The organism is Mycobacterium sp. ITM-2016-00316 (assembly GCF_002968335.2).
GTDB lineage: Bacteria > Actinomycetota > Actinomycetes > Mycobacteriales > Mycobacteriaceae > Mycobacterium.
Window position 1 is genome coordinate 1,748,527 of sequence record NZ_CP134398.1, and the last position, 13,762, is coordinate 1,762,288.

Below are 13,762 nucleotides of genomic sequence, written 5' to 3' on the forward strand. Positions count from 1 at the left end.
GAGGACACCCCGTGCCCCAACCGCTTCCGGCCGGACTGATCGAGCTGCTGCGCAAGCCCAGCCCGTGCTTCGTGGCCACGCTGATGCCCGACGGTTCACCGCAGCTCACCGAGACGTGGGTGCACACCGACGGCGAGCACGTCGTGCTCAACATCGTCGGGGGCTCCCAGAAGGACCGCAACATCGCCCGCGACCCGCGGATCGCCATCAACGTCGCCGACCCCGACGAGATCCGACGGTTCTACGCGATTCGTGGCCGGGTCACGGCCACCACCGCGGAGGGCGGCCACGAGAGCATCCACGAGATCTCGCAGAAGTACCTGGGCATCCCGTACCCGTACTTCAGCGGAAACCCGGACGAGACGCGGCTCATCCTCACCATCGAGGCAGACAAGGTGACTCCGCCGCCCGGCGAGTGATCAGCCCGCGAGATTGCGGTTCTCGCGTGAAAGTGCGAGTGCGGATGTCGACAACGACAATCTCGCGACCAGTGCGGCGACGGACGGATGCGGCTTGCGTAGCCTGCCGTCCCAGCCGCGCGCGATGAGCGCGCGATAGGCGCGGACGAGGATCTCCGCGTCGCTGTCCTCCTTGATGATGCGCAGCACCAGCCATCCCATGCGCTCGACCTGCGGCAGCACGCGGAGGTCCTTGACGTACTGGTAGCGGTCAGTCTGGTGCTGCCCGCCGTCGTACTCGATCGCCACCATGAAGTCCTCCCAGCCCATGTCGAGCGTGCGGAGCGGTCGTATCCCGGAGACCACCTGGATCTGCGTGCGCGGAACCGGGAATCCGGCGTCGACAAGCAACAAGCGCAGGCGCGTCTCCTGAGGCGATGCGGCGCCACCGTCGACCAGTGGGAGTAGGGCGCGCAGCTGTTTGAGGCCACGGGCACCGCGGTATCGCTCGGCAAGCGTCAGCACCTCCGGGGGCCGGAAGAACGTCGCCCGCTGCAGGGCGTCCAGGCGAGCGAGGGCGTCGTGGCGATCGATGCGTCGACCGATGTCGAATGCGGTCCGTGCGGGCGTCGTCACCGGCACGCAGTCCTCGACGGTGATCTCGTCGGGCGCCAGGCGGTCTCGCTGCACGATGATCCCGGCCGGCGCACGGCTCACGTCCCAGATCATCTCGATAGGGATGTCGTCGTCGACCCATTGCGCGCCGAGCAGGGCGGAAGCGGCGACGCCGGCGACGACCCCGTTACGGCCGGAGCGCAGGTACGCCCCGTCGATGCGCTCATCCAAGGTGAGTTGGTGACCGCGCGGCATGTAAATGTTGCGGTGGACTCGCTGGTAGCAACGGCGGAGGTCGTATTCGCTCACTGTTCCGAGTGCGCGGGCCTGGCTCCCGACGATCAGGTTCCTCATGGCCGGATAGTCCCCTCGGGCACCGACAAGCGTCCGCGAGATTGCGGTTATCGCGCGAAAGTGTGAGTGCGGATGTCGATAACGACAATCTCGCGGTAGGGAGGGCGCGGGTAGAGCGGAGTGGCGAAGGGAGGGCGTCAGCCGTGCGCGATCCCCAGCAGTTCCGCGACGCTGGTGAGCTTCACCCGCGGCCGGTGCTGCGCATCGCCGGTCGCGCGCTCGTGGGAGTCGATGCGCGCCCAGTGATCGTCGGTGACCAACATCGGTTGGCGCGACAGCAGCCATTGCGCCAACTCGGCGTCGTGGCCCGCATCGAAGCCGGGCTCGCCGAGATCGCCCAACAACGTCTGCACCGTATCCGCGGAGTCCTTCTTGTTGCTGCCGATGACACCGGAGGGCCCGCGCTTGATCCAGCCGACGACGTACTCGTGCTCGCGGCCCTCGATGCGCCCGTTCGCATGCGGGATGGTGCCGGACTTCTCGTCGAACGGCAGTCCGTCGACGGGCACACCGCGATACCCGACGGCGCGCACCACCAACTGCGCCGGCAGCTCTTCGCGTTCGCCGGTGTCCTTGGCCACCACACGGCCGCCCTCGTCGACCAGCTCGTTGCGGCCCAACACAATCGACTCCACCCGATCGGAACCGCGGATCTCGATCGGTGAGGTGGCGAACCGGAACACCACCCGCCGCTTCGCGCCTTCGGGCTGCATCTCCGCGTACTGCCGCAACACCTTGATGTTCGTCTTGACGGTCTTGTCGGCGGCCTCGAGGTCCGCATCGGTGATGTGCTCGAAGTCGGCGCGCTCGACGACGATGTCGACCTCGGCCATCTGCTCCATGTGCCCGAGTTCGCGAAGTTCCATCGTGGTGAACGGCGCCTGCAGCGGTCCACGCCGGCCCACCACGATGACCTCTCGGACACCGCGCGGCCCCAGCACGTCCAGCGCGTGGTCGGCGATATCGGTCTGCGCCAGGATTTCCGGGTCGCTGATCAGGATGCGCGCCACGTCGAGTGCGACGTTGCCGTTGCCGATCACCACCGCGCGGTCGGCGGACAGGTCGGGGGCCACCTCCCCGAAATGTGGATGCGCGTTGTACCAACCGACGAAGTCGACGGCCGCGACGCTGCCGGGCAGGTCCTCGCCGGGGATGCCCAGCACCCGGTCGGACTGGGCGCCGATCGCGTAGACGACGGCGTCATAGCGCTCGGCCAACTCGGCGGCCTGCACGTGCTCGCCGACGGAGATGTTGCCGAAGAACCGGAACCGCGGGTCCGCCGAGATCTTCTCGAACTGCGCGCTGATCGACTTGATCTTCGGGTGGTCGGGGGCGACGCCGGAGCGCACCAGTCCCCACGGGGTGGGCAGCATCTCCAGCATGTCGACGCGGACTTCGAGATCGGACTTCAACAGCGAGGCGGCGGCAAAGAACCCGGAGGGGCCTGAGCCGACGATCGCCATGTGGTACGGGCGCATGGCAAGCCTTTTCGTGAGGCTGGTCGGCGGCGCGCAAGGGGCTGTCGCGACGTCACCGGACCGGTTACCAGCCCGATGCTAGCCGCGCACCGGCGATCGAGGGCGGAGTCCGGAGAAGCGGCCGGTAACCTCAACAGTCGTGGATCCTGACCGTCTTGCCGATATCGCCGCCCTCGACACCACGTTGACGACCGTGGAGCGGGTGCTCGATGTCGACGGTCTGCGCGGCCGCATCGAGACACTCGAAGCCGAGGCCGCCGACCCCAACCTGTGGAACGACCAGGCGCACGCGCAGAAGGTGACCAGCGACCTGTCGCACGCACAGAACGAGTTGCGTCGCGTCGAGGAACTGCGCCAGCGCGTGGAGGACCTGCCGGTGCTCTACGAGATGGCCGCCGAAGAAGAAGGTTCGGAAGGCTCCGACGCACTCGCCGAGGCCGATGCCGAGCTGACCAAGCTGCGCGAGGACATCGAGGCCATGGAGGTCCGGACCCTGCTGGCCGGGGAGTACGACCAGCGCGAGGCGCTGGTCAACATCCGCTCCGGCGCCGGCGGTGTGGACGCCGCGGACTGGGCCGAGATGCTGATGCGGATGTACATCCGCTGGGCCGAGGCGCACAAGTACCCCGTCGAGGTGTTCGACACGTCCTACGCCGAAGAGGCCGGCATCAAGAGCGCCACCTTCGCGGTGCACGCCCCGTACGCCTATGGCACCCTGTCGGTCGAGCAGGGCACCCACCGGCTGGTGCGCATCAGCCCGTTCGACAACCAGGGTCGGCGGCAGACCTCGTTCGCCGAGGTCGAGGTGCTGCCCGTGGTGGAAACAACGGACCACATCGAGATCCCCGAGGGCGATATCCGGGTCGACGTCTACCGCTCCAGCGGCCCCGGCGGCCAGTCGGTCAACACCACCGACTCGGCGGTGCGCCTGACCCACATCCCGACCGGCATCGTCGTCACCTGCCAGAACGAGAAGTCGCAGCTGCAGAACAAGGTGTCGGCGATGCGTGTCCTGCAGGCCAAGCTGATGGAGCGCAAGCGTCAGGAGGAGCGCGCCGAGATGGATGCGCTCAAGAGTGACAGCGGCAGCTCGTGGGGCAACCAGATGCGCTCCTACGTGCTACACCCGTATCAGATGGTCAAAGACCTACGCACCGAATTCGAGGTCGGTAGCCCGGCAGCGGTTCTCGACGGAGACATCGACGGCTTCCTGGAGGCAGGGATCCGTTGGCGCAATAGGAAAGATGATCAGGACTAACGCACTGACCAACAGCTATAGCGCATTGTCAGTGGCCGAACACTGGCACGACTTCTGGCGCGGCAACATCGGCGAGTGGATCATCACCAAGGGTCTGCGCATCGTGATGCTGGTGATCCTGGCGATCCTGCTGGCGCGGTTCGTCAACTGGGCGGCACAGCGGATCAGCAGGCGCATCGACGCCGATTTCCGGGAGAGCGACGCGCTGGTGCGCACCGAGACCGCCAAGCACCGCCAGGCCGTCGCGTCGGTGATCTCCTGGGTGACCATCGCGCTGATCTGCGTGGTGGTGCTGTTGCAGATCACCGACATCCTGGCCATCCCGCTGGGCTCGCTGGTCGCGCCGGCGGCGGTGCTGGGTGCGGCGCTGGGTTTCGGCGCGCAGCGCATCGTGCAGGACCTGCTGTCGGGGTTCTTCATCATCACCGAGAAGCAGTACGGCTTCGGCGACCTCGTCACGCTGACGCTGGGCTCGTCCAACGATGCGACGGGAACGGTGGAGGACGTCACGCTGCGCGTCACCAAACTGCGCACCAGTGACGGTGAGGTTTTCACCATCCCCAACGGGCAGATCATGAAATCGCTCAACCTGTCCAAGGACTGGGCGCGCGCGGTGGTGGACATCCCGGTGCCGACGAATGCGGACCTCAACGCCGTCAACGAGCTGCTGCACGCCGTCTGCGAGAACGCCATGAAGGACCCGGCGATGAGTGATCTGCTGCTGGATCAGCCCCAGTTGATGGGGGTGGAGAGCCTGGAGCTCGACACCGTGAATCTGCGGATGGTGGCGCGCACCCTGCCCGGTAAGCAGTTCGAGGTGGGACGGCAGCTGCGGCTGCTGGTCATCGCGGCGCTGGCCCGGGCCGGCATCGCGACCAAGGCCGAGTCCACGTCGCTGGCCGCCAACTCCGAGGTGCGCGAATGAAGCTGATCTCGCGCCGGGCCGGTGATGACGACAAACGCTGGCCCGGCTATGTGCTGGGCGGCCGGCTGCGGACCTCGACGATCGGGCTGATCGCGGCGTTCCTGTTCACCTCGTGGCTGTATGAGACGTACAAGCCGCCGCCGGAACCGGTGCCGGCGACCCAGATCGTGCCGCCGGGCTTCGTGCCCGACCCGGAGTACACCTGGGTGCCGCGCACCAACGTCGAGGTGCCGCGCACCACGTACCCGACGACCACCACGACGACGACCACCACCACGACCGAGCCGCCGACGACCACGACGACCTCGCCCACCGACCCGACCGAGACGACGTCACCGGGCGACACGCCGACGTCGCCGACGGAGACCGCGCCGACCACCACGGTGGTCGACCCGGACGGTCCCAACGGGCTGATCCCGCCGATCACGCTGCCGGTGCTACCGGGGTCGGCACCGACCCCGGCGCCGCAGTCGACGGCGACACCGCCGCCGCCTGCACGCAGCGCGAACTGACGCGCGTCTACACTGGCGTGCCGTGATGATCACCCTCGACAAAGTGAGCAAGCAGTACAAATCCTCTGCTCGTCCGGCACTGGATGACGTCTCTCTCAAAATCGACAAGGGTGAGTTCGTCTTCCTCATCGGGCCGTCGGGGTCGGGCAAGTCGACGTTCATGCGTCTGCTGCTGGGCGCCGAGCACCCGTCCACGGGCGATATCCGGGTATCGAAGTTCCACGTCAACAAGCTCTCCGGCCGGCACATCCCGAGCCTGCGGCAGGTCATCGGCTGCGTGTTTCAGGACTTCCGGCTGCTGCAGCAGAAGACGGTCTTCGAGAACGTGGCCTTCGCCCTCGAGGTCATCGGCAAGCGCGGTGACGTGATCAACCGGGTGGTGCCCGACGTGCTCGAGATGGTCGGGCTGAGCGGCAAGGCCAGCCGGCTGCCGCACGAGCTGTCCGGCGGTGAGCAGCAGCGCGTCGCGATCGCGCGGGCGTTCGTCAACCGGCCGTTGGTGCTGCTGGCCGATGAGCCCACCGGCAACCTGGACCCGGAAACCAGTAAGGACATCATGGATCTGCTTGAGCGGATCAACCGCACCGGAACCACGGTTCTGATGGCGACGCACGACCACCACATCGTGGACTCCATGCGTCAGCGCGTCATCGAACTCGAATTGGGCCGCCTCATCCGCGACGAGCAGCGCGGCGTTTACGGAATGGATCGCTAGTGCGTTTTGGCTTCCTGATCAATGAGGTTCTGACCGGACTTCGTCGCAACGTCACGATGACGGTGGCGATGATCCTGACGACCGCCATCTCCATCGGCCTGTTCGGCGGTGGTCTGCTGGTCATGCGGGTCGCGGATCAGTCCCGCGACATCTACCTGGACCGGGTGGAGAGCCAGGTCTTCCTCACCAACGACGCGTCGGTCAACGACCCGAACTGCGATGCCGACCCCTGTATGGCGTTGCGCGCGCTGATCGATTCGCGCGAGGACGTGCGGTCGGTGCGCTACCTCAACCAGGAGGAGGCCTACGCCGACGCGATCAAGAAGATCCCGGCGTTCAAGGACGTCGCCAGCAAGGACGCCTTCCCGGCATCGTTCATCGTCAAGCTGGAGAACCCGGAACAGCACGTCGATTTCGACGCCGCCATGCAAGGCCAGCCCGGTGTGCTCAACGTGCTGAACCAGAAGGATCTGATCGACCGGTTGTTCGCGCTCTTGGACGGCATGTCCAACGCGGCCTTCGCGGTGGCGTTGGTGCAGGCGATCGGCGCGGTGTTGTTGATCGCCAACATGGTTCAGGTCGCGGCGTATACGCGGCGCACCGAGATCGGCATCATGCGCCTGGTCGGCGCGACCCGCTGGTACACCCAGTTGCCGTTCCTGGTGGAGGCGATGCTCGCCGCGTTCATCGGTGTGGTGCTGGCGCTGATCGGACTGCTGACGGTGCGCACGTTGTTCCTGGAAAAGGCGCTCAGTCAGTTCACCCAGGCTAATTTGATTGCGCCGCTGGACTTCGCCGATATTCTTTACATCGCGCCGATCCTGCTGTTCGTGGGTGTGGCGATGGCCGGCGTCACGGCCTATGTGACGCTGCGCCTCTACGTACGAAGATAGAAGATGGCGAAAAAACCAGATAAGGCTGCCGAGAAGGCGAACAACCACGTGGTCGCGACCAATCGCAAGGCGCGCCACAACTATTCGATCCTGGATGTGTACGAGGCCGGGGTCGTGCTGGTCGGCACCGAGGTGAAGAGTCTGCGTGAAGGGCAGGCCTCACTGGCCGACGCGTTCGCCACCGTCGACGACGGCGAGATCTGGCTGCGCAATCTGCACATCGCCGAATATCACCACGGCAGCTGGACCAACCACGCGCCGCGACGCAACCGCAAACTGCTGATGCACCGCAGCCAGATCGACAATCTGGTCGGCAAGATCCGCGACGGCAACCTCACTCTGGTGCCGTTGTCGCTGTACTTCGTGGACGGCAAGGTCAAGGTCGAACTGGCCCTGGCCCGCGGTAAAGAGGCCCGCGACAAGCGCCAGGATCTGGCCAAGCGCGATGCCGACCGGGAGATCACCCGCGAGCTGGGTCGGCGCAACAAGGGTATGAGCTAGTCGATCTGACCTGACGCCACGCACGCACGATCCGCAGGGACCGGCCTCCGCGGCGATATAGTGCGCCCCACGCGGCCAGACGCACGGGGGAGGGCGGTTGACAGTACGACGCTCGCGTCTCCGTCTCCTCGTGCTCGTCGGCCTCAGCACGCTGGCGTCGGTCAACGCGATGGCGTTCTGGGGCGACTCGGTGGCCGACACCTGCGCGCTGATCCTGCAGATCTGCGCGGGTGTGGGCGCGGTCATCTGCGGGGTGACCGTCGCGCGGCGCCGGCACGGTGCCGACCGGTGGTGGCGCCTGGTGTTCGTCGCGGCGCTGGCGACCTGGATGCTCGGCCAGACGCTGTGGCGTCTGCACGTGGCCGATTCGGCGCCGGTGCTGGTGCGCGCCGTGTACCTGTCGATACCGGTGCTGGTGTTCACCTCGGTGGTCCTGCTGGTGCGCTCCAGTGGCGGGGTGATGTCCCCGCCCGACAGCCCGTTGCGGCAGCCGTTCGTGACCAACGCCCTCGACGGCGTCATCGCCGGGCTCGCCTTCCTGATCCTGGCGGTCATGAGCGATCTGGGAACCCGGTTCTCGGCGTCGGACCCCGCGATGCGGGTGCTCGACGTCATCTTCATCGGCGCGGAGATCTTCGTGGTCGGCACCGTCGTGCTGATCGCGATGATCTATGACCCCGGCCGTCCGAACCGGACGAACTTCCTGCTGCTCGCGGGTGCTCTCCTGCTGATGGGCACCGCCAACCGGCTGCTGGCCTACCTGCAATCGGTGGATGTGCCGGACGCGCAACTGTGGGCCGGTCTCGGGCTCATCATCGGGCCGGTGCTCGCCGGCTTCGCGTTCCTGCCGACGGCACCGCCGTCCGACAATGCCTTCCGCCGTCAGGACTGGCCACAGCTGCTGTTGCCCTATCTGGGCTTCCTCGGTGTGGCGGTGCTGTTCGCCTTCCATCTCTACATCGAACGCGAGCTGTCCCTTGCCGCCGTCATCCTGACGGTGCTGATGGTGGCGTTGGTGGCGACCCGGCAGGTGCTCGCGACGCGCGCGGAACGCTCGTTGACGCAATGGCTGTATTGGGCGCAGCGCGGACTGGCGCACCAGGTGCACCACGACCCGCTGACCGGGCTCCCGAACCGGACCCTGTTCGCGCAGCGACTCGACGAGGCCATGCGGCACGGACAGTTCGTGCTGATCTTCATCGACCTCGACGACTTCAAAGAGGTCAACGACCGCTACGGGCATGCCGCCGGCGATGAACTGCTGTGCGCGGTCGGGGAGCGGCTGGGGCGGTTCGTCGCCGCCGACGACACCCTGGCCCGCATCGGTGGCGATGAGTTCGCGATCCTGATCGAGGGTGGCGACGATCACGGCGAGCAGTTGGAGGCCTCGGCCGAACGGCTGCGGACCGCGTTGCGCGAGCCGTTCCCGGTGCACGGCTCGTCGCTGCGGGTGAAGGCCAGCATGGGGCTGGTCCGGCCGCAGACCGACGGGTTACCGCAGACCTCCGACGATCTGCTGCGGCAGGCCGATATCGCGATGTACGCGGGCAAGCGCATGGGTAAGGACACCGCCGTCGTCTACCAACCGTCATCCGGGGCGGTGGTCGACTTCCCGACCTTGCTGCGCGTCTCCAAGGGCAAGCCGCCGCCCGGGTTCCGGCTGGTGTACCAGCCGGTCGTGGCGCTCGCGGGCGGCACGGCGGTGGCGGTGGAGGCGCTGGCCCGGTGGACGGCGGCCAATGGGATCGACATCTCGGCGGAGACCTTCGTCGCGGACGCCGAAGCGGCCGGCCTCGGTGCGGACTTCGACGCACTGGTGCTCGACCTGGCGTGCTCGGAGGTGCGCGGGCGTGGCCTCGATATCGACATCCACGTCAACATCGGTGGGGCACGGCTGGGGAATCCGGGGTTCGAGTTGCAGGTGCGCAAGGTGCTGGAGCGCTACCGGATTCCGCGCAACCGCCTGGTCCTGGAGATCACCGAGACGATGCCGATCGTCGACCTCGACCGGGCCGCGCGCCAGATCGGCCGGTTCGGTGAACTGGGTGTCAAGGTCGCGCTGGACGATTTCGGGTCGGGCTTCAGCTCGCTGACCTATCTGCACGCGTTGCCCGTCGACATCGTGAAGCTGGACCGCAGCCTGGCCTCCGGCAGTAATCCCGCGCGGGATCAGACGCTGTACCGCTCGGTGATCACGCTGTGTGATGCCCTCGGCCTCGAGGTGATCGCCGAGGGCGTGGAGACCTCCGAGCAGGCCGAGATGGTCGCCCGGGCCGGCGGCCGGCTGGCCCAGGGGCACCTGTTCGGATGGCCGGTGCCGATCACCGAGCTCGTCGCCTCGTTGTCGACGGTGCACGGTCAGACTTAATCGTTGGGGTCTTGTCGGTGTGGGCGCTATGATGGTGAGTCCTGCCGAATGTCGGCGGGGGTGCGAGGGGCTGAACGGTTTCGACTTCGCGCATCGAATCAAGGGAAGCGTGCCGGTGCAGGCAAATGACCACCGTAAGCGTCGTTGCAACCAATTAAGCGCCGATTCCAATCAGCGCGACTACGCACTCGCTGCCTAAGTAGCGATGCGTGTCTGTCAGACCGGGAGCGCCCTCGGCCCGGACCCTGGCATCAGCTAGAGGGACCCACCCACGGGTTCGGTCGCGGGACCCGTGGGGACATCAAACAGCGACTGGGATCGTCATCTCGGCTTGTCTGCGTGACCGGGAGATCCAAGTAGAGGCATAGCGGACTGCGCACGGAGAAGCCTTGAGGGAATGCCGTAGGACCCGGGTTCAATTCCCGGCAGCTCCACCACAAGGGGAAGGCCGCAGGTCACACGACCTGCGGCCTTTCTCGTGTCTCAGACCGCGCGGACGATCAGTCGGGATTCGCCGCGTAGCGCATTAGGACCGTGCCGCCCGGAAAGGTGCGGTTCTCCAGCAGTCGCAGCGAGATCCACGACGGCAGTGCCGGGAAGAACGGTGTGCCGCCGCCCACCGCGGTGGGCGCGATCACGATCCGGAATTCGTCCACCAGACCGGCCTGCACGATCGGTGCGGCCAGCGTCGCGCCGGCCAGCTCCAACTGGCCGTCGGTCTCGGCTTTCAGCCTGGACACCACCTCGACCGGGTCGCCGCGTTCCAGGCGCGAGTTCCAGTCGACGGACTCCAGCGTGCGGGAGAACACCACCTTGGGCATATCGCGCCAGGCGCGGGCGAAGTCGATGTCGAAAGCGGTGGCGTCCGGGGCCTCGTCGGCGGTCGGCCAGTGCGCGGACATCAGGTCGTAGAGCCGCCGGCCATAGAACGACAGGTCTGTTGCCCGCGCGAAGTCGTTCCAGTACTGGTGCAGTTCTTCGCTCGGATCGGACCAGTCGATATTGCCGTGCGCGTCGGCGATGTAGCCGTCCACGGACACATTGAAGCCATAGATGAGCTTTCCCATACAGATCAGACTGCACCGGCGGGCGAACCTCATCGCCGACCGCGATCACCAAAGCGGGGACGCCGTCGAACAGCGGTGTCACGATGGCGCCGTGACCCAAGGACCAGGACGTCTGCTCGGGAAATCCGCGGTGATCACCGGGGCGGCGTTCGGCATCGGCCGGGCCACCGCGGTGCTCTTCGCGCGCGAGGGTGCGCGGCTGGTGGTGACCGATATCCGGGGTGCGCCGCTGCTGACGCTGGCCGACGAACTGCGGGCGGCCGGGGCCGATGTCGAGACGGTGATCGGTGACGTCTCGGTGCACGACGATGCCCGGCGGATGATCGCGGCGGCGACCGAACGGTTCGGGCGTCTCGACGTGCTCGTCGCCAACGCCGGCATCATCCCGCTCGGCGATGCGCGGGAGATCACCGTCGCCGGCTGGGACGAGGTGATGGCCATCGACGGCCGCGGCATGTTCCTGACGTGCAAGTTCGCGATCGAGGCGATGCTGTCCACCGGTGGTGGGGCCATCGTCTGTCTCTCCTCGATCTCCGGAATGGCCGGGCAGAAGCGGCAGGCGGCCTACGGTCCCGCCAAGTTCGTCGCCACCGGTCTGACCAAGCACCTGGCGGTCGAATGGGCCGATCGGGGGATCAGGGTCAACGCCGTCGCCCCCGGAACGATCCGCACCGAACGGGTCAAGCAGCTGCCCGACGAGCCGGGCGGCGCGGAGTACCTGGAGTCGATCGAGCGCATGCACCCGATGGGCCGCCTCGGCGAACCGGACGAGGTCGCCAAGGCCATCGTCTTCCTGGCCTCCGACGACGCTTCCTTCATCACCGGTGCCGTGCTGCCGGTCGACGGGGGATACCTCGCGCAATAGCGAGCGGGGAGGCCCCAATTAGGATCGGCGCCATGGGGACAGGGAACGTTTGATGGTCGGCGACAGCACGCAATCCGAGAGTCAGGCCGGCTCGGGCATCGAACCACCCGTCGAACCCAAGATCCGCCGAGCGCTGGGGCTGCTGGAACGATTCGCCCCCGCCATCGGCGCCCACTGGGCCACCGAGCTGTGGTGCACCCCGCCGGTGGTCGACGCCAGCCTGCGCATGCCGCCGGGTGTCCCGGCGAGCGAGCCCGTCGAGGCGTACTGGTCCGGTCACCGGGTCGCGGGGGAGGCCTGGGGGCAGGGACCCGCGGTGTACCTGGTGCACGGCTGGGGCGGGTGCCGCGCGCATCTCGGCGTGTTCGTCAAACCGCTCGTTGCGGCCGGGCACCGCGTCATCGCCTTCGACCTGCCCGCGCACAACGACTCCGACACCGGTGCGCTGGCGCCGGGGCGCACCCACCTGGTCGAATGCGCCGAAGCCGTCAGCGCCTTCATCCGCACCCACGGCCCGGCCCGCGCCATCGTCGCGCACTCGCTCGGCGCCAAAGCCGCCGCGCTGGCGCTCAGCCGCGGCGCCGAGATCGAACGCCTGGTCTTCCTGGCACCGATGGGTGACTTCGATTTCTACCTCGACATGTTCGCCGAGCGGCACGGGTTCGGGCCGCGCATCCGTGACGGTCTGCACCGTCGGCTCGCCAAGCGCATCGAGATGCCGCTGCACGAGACCGATCTCGGCGTCATCGGGGCCACGCTCGCCTCCCCGACACCGCTGCTGGTCATCCACGACCCCGACGACCCCGACGCGCCGTACAGCTTCAGCAAGGAGTTCATCGGCGACTGGCCGGGTGCGGAGCTGGTGACCACCCGCGGATTGGGCCGGTTGGCGCACTACCGGATCCTGCGGCACCGGGCCGCGATCAACGCCGGCGTCGATTTCATCGGCACCGCCCGGTAATCGCTGGACCGTTCTGCCACGCTGTCCACGTGGATCTCATGTGGAGCGTCATCGCGCTGACCGTTGCGACGTTCACGGTGCTGCTCGCGGCCCGCCGGATCCTCATGGTCGGCAGCGCGCTGGTGTTCTCCCGCTACGTCGCCGTGGGCGGGCTGGTGGCGTTCACCGTGACCCGCGACGGCGATCAGCATCGGGTGCGTTTCGAGGTGGGCGGGCCCGGCGTCTTCCACAACGTCACGGTGCACCTGTTCGGTGCGGACGGGATTGCGCCGCCCGCGGTGCGCCACACCATGGCCGCCGGCGACGCCCCGATCGAGTGGGCGTTCCCGCTAGCCGACGCCACGCAGGCCTGGGTGATGGTGACGTGGGTGCGGCCGTATCTGCAGGGCGTCGAATCCGAGGCGCTCGCACAGCGATTGGCGGGTGGGCGGCTCTACGAGTGGCGGTGGTACTCCGAGACCAGCCGCTACGTGCGCACGGTCATCAGGTTTCTCGCCCGACGCTGGTCGTGGGAGTCGTTGCGCGAGTTGCCGTTATATGGGCGGTGGCGCCGTACGTCATCGAACAGCGAGGCCGATCTTCTGGGGCCGGGAGCGACCGCGCCGCCGGGGATCTGAGAACGTCCGCGGCAGCACCCGGCGGAAGGCGCGCTGCGGCAGCCGGCGGCGCACCACCGACCCGGCCACCGAGCCGCACAGGAAGCCCGCGATGAACACCCGCCGCGATCGCCGCCCGCTCGGCCGACCCACCAGGTAGCCACCGATCGCGGCGACGAGGGCGACCCCGACGACGAGCGCGAACGTTGCCACCGCTCGATCCAACCACCGGTGGCGCGGGGCCGAGCCGCCCGTG

15 protein-coding genes and 1 other RNA gene are annotated in these 13,762 nt (G+C 67.5%); 12 read left to right on the forward strand and 4 right to left on the reverse strand.

Going from position 1 to position 13,762, the window contains the following annotated elements; translation table 11 throughout:
- The first annotated feature begins 11 nt into the window (after positions 1-11).
- A complete protein-coding gene (locus tag C6A86_RS08415; protein ID WP_105363309.1) occupies positions 12-419 on the forward strand; it encodes a PPOX class F420-dependent oxidoreductase in 408 nt (135 codons plus the stop codon).
- On the opposite strand, the gene C6A86_RS08420 is transcribed toward C6A86_RS08415, so the two are convergent.
- Entirely contained in the window at positions 420-1,367 is a 948-nt protein-coding gene (locus C6A86_RS08420) for a hypothetical protein (RefSeq protein ID WP_233213005.1), read from the reverse strand. It lies immediately after the preceding gene.
- 137 nt (positions 1,368-1,504) lie between these two features.
- A complete protein-coding gene (locus tag C6A86_RS08425; RefSeq protein WP_105363310.1) occupies positions 1,505-2,845 on the reverse strand; it encodes an FAD-dependent oxidoreductase in 1,341 nt (446 codons plus the stop codon).
- A 139-nt stretch (positions 2,846-2,984) separates the two neighbouring features.
- On the opposite strand from C6A86_RS08425, the gene prfB reads away from it, so the two are divergent.
- The 8 genes from prfB to ssrA all read left to right on the forward strand — a co-directional run bounded on the left by prfB (position 2,985) and on the right by ssrA (position 10,454).
- Complete coding sequence (gene prfB / locus C6A86_RS08430; protein WP_105363311.1) at positions 2,985-4,103, forward strand: peptide chain release factor 2; 1,119 nt, start codon at positions 2,985-2,987, stop codon at positions 4,101-4,103.
- Positions 4,090-5,028: a mechanosensitive ion channel family protein gene (locus C6A86_RS08435; protein ID WP_105363312.1), complete on the forward strand. Its 939-nt coding sequence runs from the start codon at positions 4,090-4,092 to the stop codon at positions 5,026-5,028. Before prfB ends, C6A86_RS08435 begins: the two co-directional genes overlap by 14 nt.
- Positions 5,025-5,540 (forward strand): hypothetical protein, encoded by a 516-nt coding sequence (locus tag C6A86_RS08440; RefSeq protein WP_199196186.1) that lies wholly within the window; start codon positions 5,025-5,027, stop codon positions 5,538-5,540. Before C6A86_RS08435 ends, C6A86_RS08440 begins: the two co-directional genes overlap by 4 nt.
- 25 nt (positions 5,541-5,565) lie before the next feature.
- Positions 5,566-6,255: a cell division ATP-binding protein FtsE gene (gene ftsE, locus C6A86_RS08445; RefSeq protein WP_105363313.1), complete on the forward strand. Its 690-nt coding sequence runs from the start codon at positions 5,566-5,568 to the stop codon at positions 6,253-6,255.
- On the forward strand, positions 6,255-7,148 hold the full coding sequence (ftsX, locus tag C6A86_RS08450; RefSeq protein ID WP_105363314.1) for a permease-like cell division protein FtsX: 894 nt from the start codon (positions 6,255-6,257) through the stop codon (positions 7,146-7,148). The genes ftsE and ftsX overlap by 1 nt, the downstream gene beginning before the upstream one ends.
- A 3-nt stretch (positions 7,149-7,151) precedes the next feature.
- Entirely contained in the window at positions 7,152-7,649 is a 498-nt protein-coding gene (gene smpB / locus C6A86_RS08455; protein ID WP_105363315.1) for an SsrA-binding protein SmpB, read from the forward strand.
- Positions 7,650-7,818: 169 nt separating this feature from the next.
- On the forward strand, positions 7,819-10,017 hold the full coding sequence (locus tag C6A86_RS08460) for an EAL domain-containing protein (protein ID WP_105363325.1): 2,199 nt from the start codon (positions 7,819-7,821) through the stop codon (positions 10,015-10,017).
- 66 nt (positions 10,018-10,083) lie between these two features.
- Positions 10,084-10,454, forward strand: a transfer-messenger RNA (tmRNA) gene (gene ssrA / locus C6A86_RS08465).
- A 63-nt stretch (positions 10,455-10,517) separates the two neighbouring features.
- Here ssrA and C6A86_RS08470 read toward each other — a convergent pair.
- Positions 10,518-11,084 carry a dihydrofolate reductase family protein gene (locus C6A86_RS08470; RefSeq protein WP_105363316.1) on the reverse strand — a complete coding sequence of 189 codons (567 nt, stop codon included), beginning with the start codon at positions 11,082-11,084 and terminating at the stop codon, positions 10,518-10,520.
- Between the two features lie 91 nt (positions 11,085-11,175).
- Between C6A86_RS08470 and C6A86_RS08475 the strand changes: the two genes are divergently transcribed.
- From C6A86_RS08475 to C6A86_RS08485, 3 genes are read left to right on the forward strand one after another with little or no spacing between them, the layout of a single operon-like run.
- A complete protein-coding gene (locus tag C6A86_RS08475; protein ID WP_105363326.1) occupies positions 11,176-11,949 on the forward strand; it encodes an SDR family NAD(P)-dependent oxidoreductase in 774 nt (257 codons plus the stop codon).
- 52 nt (positions 11,950-12,001) lie between these two features.
- Positions 12,002-12,910: an alpha/beta fold hydrolase gene (locus C6A86_RS08480; protein WP_105363317.1), complete on the forward strand. Its 909-nt coding sequence runs from the start codon at positions 12,002-12,004 to the stop codon at positions 12,908-12,910.
- Between the two features lie 29 nt (positions 12,911-12,939).
- Positions 12,940-13,527: a hypothetical protein gene (locus C6A86_RS08485; protein WP_105363318.1), complete on the forward strand. Its 588-nt coding sequence runs from the start codon at positions 12,940-12,942 to the stop codon at positions 13,525-13,527.
- Here the strand turns inward: C6A86_RS08485 and C6A86_RS08490 are convergent.
- A complete protein-coding gene (locus C6A86_RS08490; RefSeq protein WP_142406981.1) occupies positions 13,468-13,719 on the reverse strand; it encodes a hypothetical protein in 252 nt (83 codons plus the stop codon). The two genes, C6A86_RS08485 and C6A86_RS08490, sit on opposite strands and share 60 nt — an antisense overlap.
- Positions 13,720-13,762 lie beyond the last annotated feature (43 nt).

Coding starts and splice junctions, on each gene's coding strand:
- C6A86_RS08470 (WP_105363316.1), bottom strand. CDS start 11,084: ATGGGAAAGCTCATCTATGGCTTCAATGTGTCCGTGGACGGCTACATC.
- C6A86_RS08420 (WP_233213005.1), bottom strand. CDS start 1,367: ATGAGGAACCTGATCGTCGGGAGCCAGGCCCGCGCACTCGGAACAGTG.
- smpB (WP_105363315.1), top strand. CDS start 7,152: ATGGCGAAAAAACCAGATAAGGCTGCCGAGAAGGCGAACAACCACGTG.
- ftsE (WP_105363313.1), top strand. CDS start 5,566: ATGATCACCCTCGACAAAGTGAGCAAGCAGTACAAATCCTCTGCTCGT.
- C6A86_RS08440 (WP_199196186.1), top strand. CDS start 5,025: ATGAAGCTGATCTCGCGCCGGGCCGGTGATGACGACAAACGCTGGCCC.
- C6A86_RS08480 (WP_105363317.1), top strand. CDS start 12,002: ATGGTCGGCGACAGCACGCAATCCGAGAGTCAGGCCGGCTCGGGCATC.
- C6A86_RS08435 (WP_105363312.1), top strand. CDS start 4,090: ATGATCAGGACTAACGCACTGACCAACAGCTATAGCGCATTGTCAGTG.
- C6A86_RS08425 (WP_105363310.1), bottom strand. CDS start 2,845: ATGCGCCCGTACCACATGGCGATCGTCGGCTCAGGCCCCTCCGGGTTC.
- C6A86_RS08460 (WP_105363325.1), top strand. CDS start 7,819: ATGGCGTTCTGGGGCGACTCGGTGGCCGACACCTGCGCGCTGATCCTG.